This window comes from Rubripirellula amarantea, assembly GCF_007859865.1.
GTDB classification, from domain to species: domain Bacteria; phylum Planctomycetota; class Planctomycetia; order Pirellulales; family Pirellulaceae; genus Rubripirellula; species Rubripirellula amarantea.
Genome location: NZ_SJPI01000002.1, coordinates 483,320 through 501,057, shown reverse-complemented (window position 1 = coordinate 501,057; position 17,738 = coordinate 483,320). Strand labels below are relative to the sequence as shown.

The window sequence follows — 17,738 nt, the reverse complement described above, 5'->3', positions numbered from 1 at the left end:
GCGGCTATCGATCGTTTCCATTCAAGAATCGAAATCGAGGCGGTGAAACCGTCCGTCTGCATCTCCGCGGGTTTATACATTCTGCGAGCCTTCTCGCGAACCAGCAGCACGCTATTTTGCAGGGCGACACCCCTGACCAACGTGCTTGGGAATCCTGGAAAACGACTGGTTGCAACCGGTTCAATAATCGACATCACACTGCAATCCGCTTCGCGTCTTAAGTCTGTGACGACTCGCAACGAAAACGGTGCCCCGCGTCCTACGAGATAGGTTTGATCGCATACAATCTTTGGGAACTATCAAACTTCTCTCCATGGGAACCGTTCCATGCTATGCCTTTCCGCGTCGTCTTTATCTTTTCGCGTAGCCGCCATCGTTGCCATCTGTGGCTTGACCTCTTTTGTCCAAGCCTTCGCTCAGGACACCATCGAGTTCGCCAATGGTTCGGTCATGAAGGGAGAAATCCTCGAGATTCGCAAATCCGATCGCGAGTTTGATTTCTCTTCGACAATCGGTGGAAAGACTTTCAAACGCACTTACAGCTACGACAAGGTTCAAGCCGTTACTTACAACGGAAAACGATTTGTGTTGAACGAGGCGGGCGGCTCCAATGCCGACGACTCTGCGACCGGGTCGGATGGCGAGGTCACTCGCACGAAAGAGGAAGTTCTCGCCTTCATTGAGTCCGTCGGCAGCACCGATCCAGATTGGCTAGCCTCGACGCAGCTCAATCATCCGAAGTCGCTTGAACTTGCTTGGCCCATGAAGGCAGAAGGCCCCTGGAACGAATCTAAGAACGTGGGCCAGTACATCTGGGGACGAGTGAATCCGAACGAGTCGCGTTGGAAACCGGGGGTTAAACTGATTTACGAATGCATGAAGCTGCACGAAAATGATTCAAAGTTGCTTCGTCGCGACATGGAAAAGTTGGGCGATATGTATTTCACTCTGTTTCAAGACTATCCCCGCGCCGCGTACTGGCTTCAAAAGGCGAATGTGTCCGCCACAGGCCCGCCAGGCATATTCTTGGCCGAATGCTATTGGCGACTCGGGTGCAAGCCGATGGCGATGTCTCAATTGCGTGGAAAGTCACTGCACTTCAGTGCGATCAAATTGTTTGGTGACATGGGCGAACTAAAACGGGCAACAAGCCTGACGAGAACCTACAGCAAGTCGAGCGTGTTCAACGAAGCGTTCTTGAATATGGGCGACGCGCTTCGAGGCGCCGGACAAATGGACCAAGCGGTCAACTACTACCAACAAATCATTGACCGCAACCAAGCTCGAAATGCTGAGTACTTAGCCCGGTACAAGGGGCGGGCCCAAGACGCTATCGAAGCAATTGAGTTGTCCGAAAAGGCAGACGTGCAGCGGGTTGCGGATGGATCCTACACCGCGTCAAGCATGGGTTACAACGGTCAACTCGAAGTGGAAGTTCAGGTCGCATCACACAAGATCACTCAAGTTCGAGTGACCAACCATCGAGAAAAGCAATTCTACGCCGCACTTAGCGACACTCCCAAACAAATCCTTGCTCAACAGGGCGTTCAGGATGTCGATGGCACCAGCGGCGCGACAATCACCTCCCAAGCTATCATCGCATCCACCGCGAAAGCACTAGCTCGGGGAGCGAACTGAGATGGCTTGGTTGCGAACTGAGATGGCTTGGTTGCGAACTTGGGTGTTGATGGGTGCCGTCATGGGGATGGCTTGCCCGTCATGGTCAGCCGACCCGTTTCAAACGGGCGACTTTCGCTGGACCGTCACTCGACCGTTTCTATCGGTAAATGCCCAACGCTTTCCGCCTTCGGAAGATCACCCTTGGCTAGCGATCAAAGACCCCAGCATTGTCCGGCACGACGGCCGATGGCATCTGTTTTGTACGCTGCGTAAGCAGATTGAAGGCGACGGTCGCATTCGTATTGGCTACCTGTCCTTTGAGGATTGGGACGACGCTGTCGATGCCGATTGGAGCGTGCTTGATCTGACCATGGGATACCATGGAGCTCCCCAGATCTTCTTTTTTGAACCGCACCAAACGTGGTACCTTGTCTATCAAGCGGAAGACTCGACTCGCGAATTGAAGTACGGACCGTGTTATTCAACCAATCCCGACATCACGAACCCCGCCGGCTGGACCTTGCCCGAGCCTTTGTACGTCGTGAAGGAAGGGGCCAGGGCCGGGCTCGATTATTGGGTAATATGCGATGACGCAAACGCTTATTTATTCTTCACCACACTCGACGGACACATGTGGCGATCACGAACCGCCATTGATCGCTTTCCGAGTGGTCCGTGGACAGATCCCACGGTCGCTCTAAAAGCTGACCTGTTCGAAGCAAGCCACACGTATTCGCTACACGGTCGAAACCAATTCTTGACCGTGGTCGAAGCTCAAGGCGATCAACGTCGCTACTTCAAAGGATTTCTTGCCGACTCGCTTGATGGTCCTTGGAAACCGTTGGCTGCTACGCCGAAACATCCTTTGGTTTCGCCCAAGAACGTTGTGAATCAAAGCGATTCGTGGTCGACTTCCTACAGCCACGGTGAGTTCATCCGAATGGGTATCAACGAGCATCTTGAAGTCGATCCCAACGGTTTAGAGCTTCTATTCCAAGGTGCTAACGACCAGGAATATCGACAGCCTGACTACGGCCAAATTCGGTGGCGGTTGGGTCGACTTATGTTGCAAGGAAGCTAACGATGCTCAACTCCCGAACTCTTCGACGTGCCCGATACCGCGTGCTGGCCTTTGCTATGTGCTTGCTCGGATCGGTAATCGTTGCAGCCGCTTTGACGAAGCATGACGCTTTTCACAAAGTCTTTGGTGATCGAATTGAAATTGCATTCTCGATCGCCGGCGTGCTTATCTTTTCGGCCGTTCTGATCTTCCTGACGACGTTTGAATTTGGCCGTTCGCGAGCACTGTTGCGGATGGAATGGTTTGTTCCGACCATGCGGAAACGCAAGAGCAACCTGGCACTTTCATGGACACTTCCCGGTCGAGTTCTGCGGATGATTACTCCGCGATGGGTTCAATCCGAACATGTAACTAAACGTCGAGGTCTGCTTCGAAAAACTTTGCGCCGTTTGGGACGATCTTGGTTGGCATCACCCGTGCGCCGAGTTTGCCAAAGCGTTTGCTTGGTCACTTTCTTAGCGCTGTTCTTTTATGTTTGCTGGCCCTACAGCGCCAAACCCGCGCCCCCGCCGCTCACGTCGTCGAACTGGGCATTCGAAACGATTGACGAGGACACTGGATATTTCGTTCTGGCACGGTCGCCTGAATCCAACAACGCATCAGACGATATCGAATCGTCCGAGGAAAGCTCAAGCGTGACCGACGATTGGGTTAACGATCGAAAAGGAACGCTTTACGTCGCCGATGAAGCAATCGCACGGGCTGCATCTCGCGATGAAGACGTGACGTGCATCGCTGCGTTCGAGAAGGTCGGCGGCGGACGAGAACAGGTGTGGTTGAACTTACAGGGTGAACTGACACCTGAAGTCATGGACGCGTTCTTCACCGGATCAGGATCGTTTCGCCTTTACGAACGAGAACCTCAAGCGTGGCCGTCTCACTACGCCAATAATCTCGCCGACAAAGAGATCGTCCACGCGGAAACGTTCTTGATCATCGATCCGCTGGTCAGCATCTCGACTGCGATCGCGTCACGCAGTTGGGTTTGGTCGTTGGCGTTTGCTGCGGTGATCCTTATCGTTTGCGTCTTGATCCCGCGAGGATTCTGTGGCTACCTGTGTCCGCTCGGAACGACCATTGATTTGTTTGACTGGGCAATCGGTAGTCGAACGAAACGGTTTCGAGTTCCCGGCGATGGCTGGTGGGTTCACATCAAGTACTACTTGCTCGCGGGCACGCTGGTGGCGGCCGTTTGCGGTGTTTTAGTGTCGGGTTTGTTCTCTGCGATTCCCGTAATCACTCGGGCAATGCTGTTCGCGGTGGACCCGTTGGTCAGTGGATCGACGCGTGGTTGGCACTTGGTGCCTGCGATCGGTTGGGGCCAGGTCCTGTCCTTGGTGATGTTTGCCGCCGTGTTAGGCCTCGGTTTCCTTCGTCCCCGATTTTGGTGCAAGTACGTGTGTCCAAGCGGAGCCGTTTTTTCACTAGGCAATTTGTTTCGCGTGACCGAACGAAAGGTGGAATCGTCATGCATCAACTGCAACAAGTGCGTTGAGATATGTCCCTTTGATGCGATCAAGCCCGACTTCACGACTCGGACGTCGGACTGCACGATGTGCCAATCCTGCGGCGGCGTTTGCCCCACCCATGCGATCAAGTTTGTTGAGCGATGGAACGTGGTGGAACTGAAGATCGAAGATGATCCCCCCACTCATGAAACCGCGCTGGGTCGTCGCGGATTTCTTTCGTTGGCCGCAGGCGGCACGGCCGCATCGGTCGGAGGCATCACGATTGCTGCAACGGCCAAAGCGTTTGGCGCAAGTCTCGACGATCCTGATTCGGTGCGTCCAGTTCGACCGCCGGGTAGCGTTCCAGAAAAAGAGTTCTTGGAGATGTGCATTCGTTGCGGCGAGTGTTTCAAGGCCTGCCCCAACAACGTGCTGCAGCCCGAGGGATTCGAGCAGGGACTTGAAGGGTTGTGGGCACCGTTGGTGAACGCTGACTGGGCTGGTTGTGAATCGAGCTGCAATGCGTGCGGTCAAGTTTGTCCAACCGGCGCCATTCGGCCTCTTCCCATCGAGGAAAAGAAGGTCACGCGAATGGGGCTAGCGATCGTCAACGAAGCCACCTGCTTGCCCTATGCCGGCACCGGTGATTGCGATTTGTGTGTCCAGGAGTGCAACGCCGCAGGCTACCACGCCATTGAGTACACCCAGGTGGGAACGCAGACCGACGAAAATGGTCTGCCCATCGAAGGCACCGGATTTCTAGCTCCCATCGTCCTAGAGGATGCTTGCGTCGGGTGCGGCCTTTGCCAAACACGTTGCTACGCCGTTAACGTGAAGGCCGAGAAGCTACTCGAACATTCCGCCATCGTGGTCGAAGCGGGTGAGGGCAAAGAAGACCGTCAAATGAAGTGATCACTCACTCAATTACGCTCGCTACGATGAAATTAGGTGGCGACGCGTGTCGATTGCGACCATCGTGAGCAGCGAACAAACTCGAATCACTCATCGCGACAACGACCTTCTCGACTACTCAATTACCTTATCAGCCGGCGGTAGTGTCCGGTCGAACAACACTCCATACCGTTGGTAATCGTTGTACGGAACCGCGTTGCGTTTCCACTTTTCAAGTTCAACGTCATAGCGAGCTCGCATGTCACGAAGTGAGATCTCTGCCCCCGAACTGCCGGCGAGATTAACCATCTCGTAAGGATCAGCATCAGAGCTAAACAGTTCCTCCGACGGGGGCATCTGCGGTTCCGAATACCACCAATACGTGTACTTCATCTGCTTGGTAAAAACGCTCAAGCAACTTGTCTTTAGATCAAAAACGTTAATGAACGCCAACTGTTCTCGAACGTCCGCAGTCGTGTCCTTCAGTAGCGGCAATAGACTGACACCGTCCATATTTTCGGGGACTGGCAATCCAGCAAGTTCCAGTATCGTTGGTGCGAAGTCGATGTTCCCAGTCAGTGCGGCACATCGCTGTTCTTTCCCCGAGGTGGGACTGCGAGGATCAAAAACGATCAGTGGCACACGCGAAGACTCCTCCATCGGCAATTCCTTGGATGCGTATCCGTGCGACCCGCAAATGTACCCGTTGTCGCTGGTGTAAATAATAACGGTGTTGTCAGCGATGCCTTGCCGGTCCAACTCATCGCGAATCATCCCCACGGCCACATCAATGGCGTAAACCTGTTGAAAGTACTTCGCCATTTCACCATCGTAGTCCGTGTCGTATTTCCATTCAGTGAACTGACGGAACTCACGCCCCAACTTGCTTTGTGCAGCAAGGTGTTCGCCTGCTTCGCGGCCGAAGTTCGCGGGCTTGGTGAACGACTTGCCGGCGTAAACGTGATCAAACCGTGGGTCGGGGGTGGCTGGTTTGTGAGGAGCCTTGAAGCTGATCGACAGGCATAGCGGTTTTTCTTGCTTGATCGCTTCTTTAATCGCATCTTGCCCGAACGCTCCGTAGGAAAGCGTCGAATGAGGATACTCTTTCGCGTACTTCGCCATCGATTCATTCTTCTTGGTGACGTACGACGATTGCCCGGGTGCTCCGCCCCACAGATCAAAGTCAACTTCGCAAAGACCACGACCTTCGACTTCGATCCCAAACTTGCCCGCGAAAGCGGTTAGGTAGCCTGCCTCTTTCAACAGCACCGGATAGGAACGTTCCCAAACTTCCTGCTTCATGTCGCCATGGAGAAAGTTCGTTCCCGTCTTGTACTCGTACATCCCGGTGAAAATACTTGCGCGGCTGGCCATGCAGATGGATGTTGTGTTGTAGTGCCGATCAAACACAACGCCATCTTTTGCCAACCGATCCATCTGTGGAGTTTGAACTTCCGGATTGCCGTAGCACCCCGCCGACAATGTATTCTGATCGTCCGCCAATAAGAAAACGATGTGAGGACGCTCCGCCGCATTCAATACAGGCGAAAGTGCGGCAAATGCTAACGCGACAAGGATAAATCGGTGAAGAGTTAGCATGATGTACTGACTCGAAAGAGTAGAAAGACTGCAAAAGACGCGTTCGACTGCGACCACCAATACTGGCAACGCTCGCTCATTCTAACTCACGTTTGCCACTACGTTGGCCCCGATGAGCGGCTCGTCTCTTCGGTTCGCATCCGTCAGCGTGAGTGGCTATGATTTCTGAAGACTCGCCCGCACCTCCGGATCAACCCCATGAACCGCGCAAAGAAAAGCACACTGATTGCATCCAACGCAGCTCTTTTGACCGCTGCCATGCTTGCCTCATTTGTTTTGCCGCTGATCACCGACAGCATCACCGAAGGTCGCGCCAACTTCCTTCGCATGCTCGCTCATACCTTTCCATTGTTCGTCGCCATCGCGTTCTCATCATTACTGATCAACAAAGCCGTCGGCGAACCCGTTGACTAGCCAGATTGAGATTTCGTGTCCCAAGACACATACGAGGCGCCGTGAATGACGCGATCAAACCACACGATTGGCGTGAACTCAATCCAGCTCTGGTGAAACCGAGCCATAGTCCCAAGCGCTGCTGCGAAAGGGTGGGGCAGGACTGCGTTTGGGAATTTCGCCGGGCGATAAAGCCGACGCCAGCTCGATCGCGGCATCCACCATTTGACTACCTGCGGTGATTTCCAAATTGCTGTAGCTGGTCAAGCGAGTTTCGTAGCCTCCGCCCCGTTTGCCAAAGGCCTCTTGAGTCGGCACATAGCCTACGCAGCCGTTGGCAAGCGAAACGGGAAATGTAAACGGAAAGTGACTGCGAGCTTTGATATCCAACCCAAACTGACAAAAGAACTCCGCCGGGTCCGTCAAAAACACCGCTGGGCCGATTTGAATCGCCTGCACTTCAACCTCGACTTCCGGTTCCTTCTTGAGCTTCGCATCGAGCAGCACGATCTCTTTTGCAAACGTCCAAACTGTCTTTCCAACCGCACTGGGTTCTTGCGAAACAAGTTCGTGACTACGAGCCACTCGTTCGGCACTTGGCGGGCGACGCTTTATAATCAGCAACTTCGATTGGAACGCCAAGTTCGCGTTATCGCCACGAGGTTCGCGAAGCAGCACCTTAACCGCTTCGGCACCGACACTGCCGCCGACAAAGCGAGACGAATCCGCGGGATCACGCGCCACCTGCGTGGCCATGTTGTCAACCTGAGTGACATCGCCTGAGGCACCAGCCAGGAACACGAGCACGCAATCATCGCCAAAGGTGCCGCGAATTACCTTTTCAACGAAGTAGATGTAGTTCGCGGATATTCCCGGGGGACTGGTCGTTGCATGGCAGACGAAATTGACAATACAACCCTCGAGATTGCCTTCGCGGTCCCACACGCCGATTACTCCCACTTCGGGGTCAGTCGGACCAGCGACGCCAAGAATGTCTGGGTTACCCGGCCTCGGGTGCGTTTGAGTGATCCCGTTGGCCATGAAAAAGCGACGATTAAATGCCACTTGTTCTTCATGACCGCGACCAATGCTGTAGGTGCATTCTTCGCGATTTGCATCCGCATCGACGACACAGTCGACGATTTGGTTTTCGACATGCTGAACGTAGTCCAAGTTTGCGGTGGACGATTGACGATATGCCAGATCTTGGACCATCGGCGATGCATGATCATATTCGCCCGGGTAAATCATCCCCGTTGGTCCCGACGAATGCGAATGAGTTGCATGGATCAGAATCGCTCCTGCTTCGATTCCGCACCTCGTTTGAATTCGCTCACGAGCAGCATGCACTAGCACACGATGAATTACCAACGCATCGACGCAAACGATGGCGACTCGTTTCTCGCCGTCATCAAACACTGCGGCACGAACCTTGCAAGGATCATGCAAAACCCGATGAAATGCTTTGCCATAGCCGCCGGGACATTCCATCCCAATCTCCGGCGTAATATCACGCTCCGCAAATCCAGACTTCAAAGGACTCATCGCATTAGCGACACCCACCACAACCAACCAAACCACCAAACAACTCAAAGAACGTCTCATGCATTTCACCCAGGAATACGAAAGCAAATATCGCAGAAGCCATTGTAGCGAACTTGACTTATCTGAAGTGATTGGGGACTTTGTTGCCCCGATAGCCAAACGCACCAGTCACCCAGGTTGGGTACGAGCACTGGCGACATAGAGACACGAATTGATCAGACGTTGCGAGATAACAAACGCTCAATCGGCCTATTTAATTTGTATTAGAATTGACTTTACCAAAAAAACTCTAATCCTAGCGCAACGGCACTAAGAAGGACGACATTTTCTTCTCGGGTGTCAATTGCATCCGACGTGAATAGGAAGTCGACCTGTTCTGCTTCAAGAGGTTTCATGGCTTGATGCCTCAATGGCTGGTTAGTCGCGACTGGCGACGCCTGCGCATCGGACAAGACCGACATCACCAGATCATCGCTTTCGCCACCAGCCAAATTCGACGATACGACTGATGGCACCTCAGACGGAGGTGAAGAGACGTCAACCGTGACGGTCGCGGTGTCGGTGCGAAGGTCAAACGCGTAAGCGCCACCAGAATTGTTGACCGGTCGATTGTCTAGCCACGATCCGACGATCGCCATGTCGCCGTCTAGAGCGATGCTGACACCGTACTCGTCGGCGGTCGTGACTTTGTCGTTGACCAGCACTCGCGTTTGCGACCATGTGCTAGCGACGTTTTCAAACAGGTAGGCGCTACCCGAACGGTCGCCACCGATGTCGGCTTGAATGGCGCCCGAGACGATCCGATTACCGTCAATGGCGACGGACCATCCCAAGCGATCACCGGCGACTGGGTTGGCCGTCAATAGCCGTGCCGTTTGTCCCCAGTTGTTGGTTCCGCCTTGGTTTTGACTGATCACATAGACCGATCCGGTTTGGTTCTTGCCAGGTTCGTCATCGAGCGGGGTTCCGATAGCTATCACGCCGTTTGACACGGCTACCGAATAGCCGAAGTAGTCGACTGCGCTTGCATCAACTGCGTAAACCGCCTTTTGCTCACCCCAGTTATTCGCGCCGCCAGTATCCCGGTCAAACACAAACACGGCGCCCGCGTTGTTGGCGACAACGTCATTTTGGAATGCTCCCACGACGATCGTGTTGTTGTCGATCGAAACTGATTGACCAAAGCGATCGCCAGCGGCTTGAGTGCTGCCGACCAGTTTCTTTGTCTGGCCCCAAGCATTCGTACCGCCTTGATTACGTTGGAACACATACGCAGCGCCAGCGGCTGCACCCAACGAACCACAGATACTTGCACCGACGACGATGGTATCGCCGCTGATGTCGATGGATCGACCGAAGTAGTCGTTTTTGTCTGTGTCACTACCATAAATCTTGGCAACACGGCCCCAGTTGTCTGCCCCGCCTTCGTTGCGATCAAACACGTAAACCGCACCCGCTTTGAAGCCATTGTCTCGGTCCGCTTGCGCACCAACGACCACCGTGTCGCCACTGATCGCAACACTCCAACCGAAATAGCTTTGGGCGTCATCTACGTTCAGGTCGCCGTTGAGCAGTTTGACTTGAGTCCAAGTGGTGGGACCGGTGCGACGGTAGATGAACACCGAGCCCGCGTTGGTTCGCCCGCTCGGATCGTCAAGGTAGGCTCCCACGACTGCGTAGTCGCCATCAACGTCGACGGAATACCCAAACCGATCTCCACTGCTGGCAGCCGAACTGACAAGTTCAGCGTCCTGCAAAGCCATCGTGTAGTCAAACGAATCAGTTCCAGTAAAGCCTGGGTTGGATGTGTATACGACATCGCTGCCAACGACCGTGACTGAACCATTGGCAGCGTTGGTAGCACCGATCACTTGCAGCACACCACTTGGGATATCATTGTCGAGTACCGACACGTAGGCTGGAAGTGCGGTGCCAGCAAATTCAGAGTCATTGACAGCAACAAAAGCAGACACCAGTGAGATTGACTTTGCGTTCGAATCAGTATCCGCGCCGCCGTTGGTCACTCCACCATCATCTTGAACCTGGAACATAAAGGTCGCTGAACTCGATCCTATCGAGGTGAACTTGAATTTCCCGGTAGCGATGTCGCTGACCAAGACACTAGTCCCAGGTGTGACCGCAACGTCGTTGTTGGTCAAGGCTCCTGAGCTCGGAAGCGTTGTGATCTTGACCGCCAAGAACGAGTCAGCCGGCGAATCGTTGGGATCGCTGAACCCAAAGTCGTTGGCGACGAACGTATAAACGCCAGTAGCCGACAGGTTGATGACGTTTGATGTTCCCAGCGGTGCGTCATTGACTGACGTGACGTTCAACGAAAACGCTTTAGGCGTTGAATCCAAGTCGATTCCTCCGTTGGCCGTTCCACCGTCGTCTTGCACTTGGAACGTGAAGCCTGCGTAGGACGTTCCATTGGCGTTTGGCACCGGAGTGAACTTGAGTTTACCGGATACGATGTCGCTAACTGATACATTATTACCCGCCACGACAGGAACGTTGTCGTTGGTAATGCTTCCCACAGCCGGGATCGTTGTCAACTTTACCGCGAGCAGAGCGTTGGCAGGATTGTCCGACGCTTCGGCAAAGGTGAAGTCGCTGAGACTGAAGGTGTAGCTCGTGTCCTCAGGCAATAAAACGGAGGTTGCGACGCCCATGGGTGCATCGTTGACCGATGTCACGGTGACCGGAATCGTGACCAACAGTGTATCGACACCGCCATTGGTCGTGCCGCCGTTGTCTGCAACGGAAACCACGAAATTGTCCGCACCGTTTGCATTGGAAAGTGGCAGGAACTTCATGCCTTGAATTTGCGAGATGCTATAGGTGCTATTGAGCACCACCGCCGTGGTGTTGTCGCTCAAGTAGACGCCACCGATCGACGCGGGAATTTCCGTTACTTTGTAAGTCAGCGTTTGAGTCGATTCATCGCTACCGCCACCAGCCCCAAACGTCAATCCAGTCAGTCCAAAGGTCGTGATCGGGGAATCTTCAAGCACACTTAACGGCGATACCGTACCAGCGGTTTGTACCGGTGGATCATTGACGGGTGCGACCGCGATGGACACCGTTCGAGCCGTTGGGTCCAAGTCTAGTCCGCCGCTTGCTGTTCCCCCGTTATCTTGAATTCGGAACGTAAAGCTGGCGTACGTCGGGCCACTCGCATTGATTGCGCTAGTGAACTTAAAATTGCCAGCCACAATGTCGGCCGCCGAGACACTGTCTCCAGCGACAGCGGCAACGGAGTTGTTGGTCAATACGCCTGCGGCAGGCAGCGTCGCTATCTTGACGGCTTGCAATGCGTGAGCGGGAACGTCGCCCGGGTCGGTGAAGGCAAAGTCGGCGACTGTGAACGTATAGGCAGTGTCTTCGAGTGCCGTTTTGCCAAACGAGGCACCGATCGGCGCATCACTTTGCGGACTTCCCACTACACCGGTGACGTTGGAAAACTGTGTGACGCCCGTGAGGATGCTACCGGCAAGATCCACCACCACTCCGACAGTACTTGCGGAGTAGTTGATGGTGGCACCGTTTGCGCCGCCGTCGATGCTGTAGACTGTCGCTGCGTTGCCAGGACTAAACGTATCAAGACCTGCGCCACCCAACAGCGTTAGATCGGGGTTGCTGCCTGAGTAGCTAAACGTATCTGCCCCGGATCCACCGTTAACGCTGCGGCTTTCGATGTCCGCCACCAAGTTGGAAACCGAGCCCAGGTTGACTTCCGTCGGCGTGATTGCGAAAGCATCCGCGGCGCTGGTTCCGATCACGCTAAGCGAATCCGTGTCAGCCTTGCCATCAAGCGTCAACGGTTCGACACCGTACAGCGTTCCGGCCAGATAGCCGTTCAGATAGACATCACGTGTCGTAGCACCGAGGTACTCAACCACCATCGAATCGCTTCCAGGGGTTCCCCAAAGTTGACGATCGTCATCGCTGACGCTGCGAACATTGAACGAGAAGCTCTCGGTGCCCGTCGAAAAGAGGCTTCCCTGAACCACCAACGTGTACATGCCCGTCGAATTCATGTTGATGCGACTAAGATCGTTGCTCAAGTAGCTGTTCGACGCCACAACGGCACCGAATTTGTCCACCACGATCCACGATGCGGTGTAGCCATTGGGATCATTCGTAGTGTCGCTAATCGAATCAACAAATACGCTCGTTCCGGCGGTTCCCGCGAACTGATATAGTTTGGTCACGGGACCGACTATGCTATCGGTGACGGGCAGCCCTAAGGTCAGGTTCGTTGCTGCGGCATGATCCAGCAAGTTAAACGCGAACGCTCCAAGGCTGTCGTCGGGCCTCGAGACTTCTAACACGTAGTCACCTGCTGGCATCAATCCGATGACCTGGTCATCGTAGCTAAAGTAGTTAACTGCGACGACGGTTCCTTGCGGTCCCTTAAGGCTCCAAACGATTTGGCTGGCATCGTCCGTTCGGCTATCAAACCAGAGCTGCTTCGGCGTCGAGAGCGTGAACGTGTATCGGCTGACCTGAGCAGGCTCGGTAATGCTACCCGTGACGGGAGTGCCCAACGTCAACGGTGACGTCTGGTCCGTCACCGGTTGAACTTTGAAGGCGAAGTTCGCCGTGCTTGTCGCATAGCCATTGCTTTGGATGGCAACGGTGTAGTCACCTGTCGACGGAAGTTCAAAACGGCCAAGGGCGTTGGGCATCGTCGCGTTTGACAATTGATTGCCATAAGGATCAAACAAAGCCCACTCGGTCGTAGTCGAATTCGTGGTGGAACTGAGGTAGACGTTGTCTCCTTCGGTGCCGCCGAACTTGTATAGCTTCGCCGTACGAACTGCTACCGAACTGCTGGTGGTCGCGCCAAGCGTCACGCTGGTCGCCGCACCGACATCGAGCATGTTGAATGCGAATGGGGTGCCGGAGGGTCCAGAGACTTGCAATGCATAAGTACCAGCCGGCATCAAGCCGATCGATAAATCACCTGTGCTTTCGTTGTAGGGGCCAAAGTAGTAGGAATTGACCACGGTACCTTGGGGACCAATCAAATTCCAAGTCAGATTGTTGTCAGCGGTCCGACTATCAAAGAACAGCCGAGTCGGACTCGCAACCGTGAACTTAAAAAAGCTAGTCAAACCAGCCGGAATCGTACCGGTTCTGGCGGTTCCCAACGTAATCGTCGTGCCTGGAATGGCGGGTGGGGTGACGTTGGATTCGTAGTTGATTTGGAAACTGAACGCTGGCGAAATCGTGTTGCCCAGTTGGCCAGTCATGACCAACGTGTAGGTGCCACTAGCGGTCATGATCACCGTGCTTTGATCGTTAGCAATACTGTCGTTGAAGACAACATTGTTGTACGGATCCAGCAAAATCCAGTTGGCCGGATTGCCCGAGTTGGTGATGTTGTTGAACAACAAGCGATTGCCTGCGACGCCAGTAAATTTGTAAGCCTTGGCCGATTCCGCAGGATTCAACGAACCCGATACCGTGGGTCCAGCCGGAGTGCCCGAGGTGCCGGTGGTAATCGCGGTTGCATTGGCGAAGTCAAGCATGTTGAAGGCATAATTTCCGGTGCTGTCGTCGGATCGCTCCAGCGTCAACGTGTAGTTGCCAGCAGGCACTAATCCGATCACTTGATCGTCGTAGTAGAACCATGTTTGATTGACAACTTGTCCTTGTGGTCCGGTCAAACTCCAATAAAGACTGGTGTCGTACGTCTGGACGTCAAAGTAGAGCGAGGTGGGGGCACCGAGGGTAAACGTGTACTTGTTCACTTGCCCTGGCATCGCTGTATTGCCAGTCGCAGCGCTGCCCAGTGTCAGGGGCGTCGTCGAGTCGGTGATCGATGAGACATTGAACGTGAAAGTTTCGGTTCCCGTGGAATTGTAGTTGCCCTGGATGACCACCGTGTACGTTCCCGTCGTTGGCAGGTCGATGCGGCCGATGTCGTTGGCTAGATACGATGCTTGTCCGACAAGCGTTCCGTACTGATCGTAGACTTTCCAGCCAGCAGTGTATCCATTGGGATCGTCAGTCGTATCGCTAATTGAGTTGCCAAACACGCTCGTACCAGCCGTGCCAGCAAACTGATAAAGCTTCGTCGCCGGACCAACGAGGGTGTCGCTGACGGGGGTACCCAGCGTTAGGTTCATCGCAGCGGCGTAGTCCAACAAATTGAATGCGTAAGTCCCAGTGGCTCCGCCTGATTCATTCACTTCCAGCGTGTAGTCACCCGCCGGTATGAGGCCGATGATGTGATCGTCGTAATTGAAGTAGGTGCTACTTACCACGTTGCCTTGCGGCCCGACCAACTGCCAATTGGTTTGATAGGCAGTACCCGACTGACTATCGAACCAAAGCTGAGCCGGAGCGCCGAGCGTGAACGTGTATTTGTCGATCTGACCAGGCGTTGCAATGTTTCCTGTGACCGGTGTTCCCAAAGTCAGCGCCGTGGTTGTGTCGGCGGTGCTTGAGACCTTAAATGCAATCGACTCGGTGCCGATGGAATTCAGATGCCCGATCACCGCAAGTGTGTACGGCCCGCTGGTTTCAAGATCAAAGCGTCCAAGGTCATAGATAAACGCATTTGTGACTAACTGAGTTCCATAGGGATCGTACAAACACCATGACGCCGCGTATCCGTTGGGATCATTTGTCGAATCACTGACGGAATCAACATACAGACTCGTCCCCGCTGTTCCCGTGAACTTGTAGAGCTTGGTGACGGGACCAACCAGAGTGTCGTTCTGCTGCGTTCCAATCGTAAGACTGGATGCTGTAGCGACGTCAAGCAGATTGAAGCTAAAGCTGCCGGTCGTGTTGTACGATCTCGTTAACTGCAACGTGTAGTCGCCCGCTGGTTGAAGACCGATGTCTGTGTCGTCATAGGCAAACCATGTGCCAGCGACAACGTTGCCCAGCGGTCCGATCAACTGCCAATAATTTTCAAAGCTGTCTACCGACTGAATATCAAACCACAATCGCGTGGGCTGCGTTAACGTAAAGCTATAGTCCTTCACTTGGGAAGGCACTGAAATAGTGCCGGTCACGGGAACACCCAAGGTTAACGCCGTTGTTGTGTCAACGACGTTCTCAACGTTGAAGGTAAAGTTTGATGATCCTGTCGCGTAAAGATCGCTTACCGCGGCAAGCGTGTAGTCACCAGTTGCGAGTAACTCAAAACGCCCCACCGAGGTTGCCGGTCCCTCAATCGGAACCACATTTCCAAACGGGTCGTACAACCTCCATTCGAGATTGTTTGAACTTGTTGTTACATCAACATAAACGGCGGTGCCAGCAGTGCCCGCAAATCGATAGAGCTTGGTTGCGCGTGCCGATACCGAACTACTCACTGGAGTATCAAGGGTGACGCTCGTTGCCACGCCCACATCGAGCATGTTGAATGAAAAAGCAGTCGAAGCGGGTCCAGCGATTTGCAGCGCATAGGTGCCTGCGGGCATCAGCCCGATGAAAACATCGCCGGTGTTTTCGTAATAGGCACCTAATGGGTAAGAGTTGATCACGGTTCCTTGCGGCCCGATCAAGGTCCAGCCGAGACTGGTGTTGTCGGTTCGAGCATCAAAGTACAACTGCGTGGGACTGGCTAGCGTGAACTTATAAAAACTAATGCCACCAGCAGGAATGGTTCCATTTTTGACGGTTCCGAGTGTGATGACCGTTCCGGGAATGGTTGGTGGCGTGGTGTTCGATTGATAGTTGATTTGGAAATCAAACGACGGCGCAACCGTGTTGCCAAGGTATCCCGCCATCACCAACGTGTACGTGCCACTGGCCGAGATCACAACGTTGCTTTGATCGGTGCTCGTGTAGTCATCGAACACGACGTTGTTGTATGGATCGAGCAGTATCCAGTGTGCACTGTCGCCCGAGGTGTTGATGTTGTTGAACAACAAGCGATTGCCAGCGATACCCGTGAACTTGTAAGCCTTGGCCGATTCAGCGGGGCTCAGTGTTCCCGTGACCGTCGGACCGGCCGGGGTGCCTACGCTTCCGGTCGTAATCGCGGTCGCATTTGCCAGGTCGATCAGATTGAATGCGTAGCCGCCCGTGGTTGCGTCGTTGCGATTGACGGTCAGCGTGTAAGTGCCCGCTGGCATCAGGCCGATCACATTGTCGTCGTAGTTAAACGAAGTTGGACTCACCACGTTTCCTTGTGGCCCCTTCAGACTCCAGTGAAGGCTGCCGTCATTGGTTTGGCTGTCGAAGTACAGACTGGTGGGTGAGGCGAGAGTGAACGTGTACTCATTCGCTTGGCCGGGAGCCGTCGTGTTGCCCGCTACGGCGGTGCCAAGCGTAAACGCCGTCGTTGTGTCAGCGACAGAATAAACTTTCAACGCGTAAGTTTCGGTTCCCCCTGTCGCATTGATATTGCCTTGAATGGCAATCGTGTACGTCCCCGTAATTGGCAAGTCGATGCGACCGAGGTCATTCGCGAAGTAATAGTTGGAAGCCAACTGAGTACCATAGTGATCGTAAACGTACCATGATGCCGTATAGCCATTGAGATCAGTAGTCGTGTTGCTCAGCGATTCGACGTAAACACTGGTCCCGGCCGTCCCAGCAAAACTGTAAAGATTAGCGGTGATGGTTGGGTCGACGACTCCATTGATCGTTGTATCCACGGCGATCGAAGTCGCTAAGGTTGACATTTCCAGAACACAAAACGCATAAGAACCGGTGTAGTCAGCGTTGCCCGAAACGGTGACCGTGTAATCGCCTGCTGGTTGAGTGCCAAAGACCTGGTCGTCATTCGAGAACGCATACGATGCAACTGCCCCTTGCCCACCTTCCATGGACCATGAGATGTTTGCGTCATTGGTGAGCGTATCAAACCACAACTGTTGCGGCGCGGCCAACGAAAACTCAAACGTGTCCGTTTGACCAGGATTCGCGATTGCACCAAAAAATCGGTGGTCTCCTGTCGCGGCCGTTAAAAGCTCACGAGATTCCAACATTTCGATAATCATCAATCGCTTGATGCGTTTGATAGGTTTGATCGGAACCAGTGACTTGCTAACGGAACAGAAATCTCTTTTCGAGCAAGAATTGCGCAGCGCGGATACGATCGACATGGAAAGGCCTTGGAAAAATAGGAAACGCAAAAAACGCAACCTAAGATGGACCTTGCCTACCAGCTGTTTGGCATCAACGCGGAG

The 17,738-nt window shown here is 53.9% G+C and carries 7 protein-coding genes; 4 read left to right on the top strand and 3 right to left on the bottom strand.

The features are described from left to right. The first annotated feature begins 327 nt into the window (after positions 1-327). Genes Pla22_RS15205 through Pla22_RS15195 form a run of 3 tightly spaced genes read left to right on the top strand, consistent with a single transcriptional unit; the run spans position 328 to position 5,061 of the window. Positions 328-1,638, top strand: a complete 1,311-nt coding sequence (locus Pla22_RS15205; protein WP_146515692.1) for an FMN-binding protein — start codon at positions 328-330, stop codon at positions 1,636-1,638. A gap of 1 nt (position 1,639) precedes the next feature. Further along, positions 1,640-2,701, top strand: a complete 1,062-nt coding sequence (locus Pla22_RS15200; protein ID WP_146515691.1) for a non-reducing end alpha-L-arabinofuranosidase family hydrolase — start codon at positions 1,640-1,642, stop codon at positions 2,699-2,701. Between the two features lie 2 nt (positions 2,702-2,703). After that, positions 2,704-5,061, top strand: coding sequence for a 4Fe-4S binding protein (locus tag Pla22_RS15195; RefSeq protein WP_146515690.1), 2,358 nt, complete (start codon positions 2,704-2,706; stop codon positions 5,059-5,061). A 114-nt stretch (positions 5,062-5,175) separates the two neighbouring features. Here Pla22_RS15195 and Pla22_RS15190 read toward each other — a convergent pair whose 3' ends face one another. Continuing rightward, entirely contained in the window at positions 5,176-6,639 is a 1,464-nt protein-coding gene (locus Pla22_RS15190; protein WP_146515689.1) for a sulfatase family protein, read from the bottom strand. A 198-nt stretch (positions 6,640-6,837) separates the two neighbouring features. Here Pla22_RS15190 and Pla22_RS15185 point away from each other — a divergent pair, with 198 nt between their 5' ends. Beyond that, positions 6,838-7,053, top strand: a complete 216-nt coding sequence (locus Pla22_RS15185; RefSeq protein ID WP_146515688.1) for a hypothetical protein — start codon at positions 6,838-6,840, stop codon at positions 7,051-7,053. 78 nt (positions 7,054-7,131) lie between these two features. Here Pla22_RS15185 and Pla22_RS15180 read toward each other — a convergent pair whose 3' ends face one another. Both Pla22_RS15180 and Pla22_RS15175 read right to left on the bottom strand, forming a co-directional pair. Continuing rightward, on the bottom strand, positions 7,132-8,637 hold the full coding sequence (locus Pla22_RS15180) for a hypothetical protein (protein WP_146515687.1): 1,506 nt from the start codon (positions 8,635-8,637) through the stop codon (positions 7,132-7,134). Between the two features lie 215 nt (positions 8,638-8,852). Beyond that, positions 8,853-17,654: an Ig-like domain-containing protein gene (locus Pla22_RS15175; protein ID WP_146515686.1), complete on the bottom strand. Its 8,802-nt coding sequence runs from the start codon at positions 17,652-17,654 to the stop codon at positions 8,853-8,855. Positions 17,655-17,738: the final 84 nt, after the last annotated feature.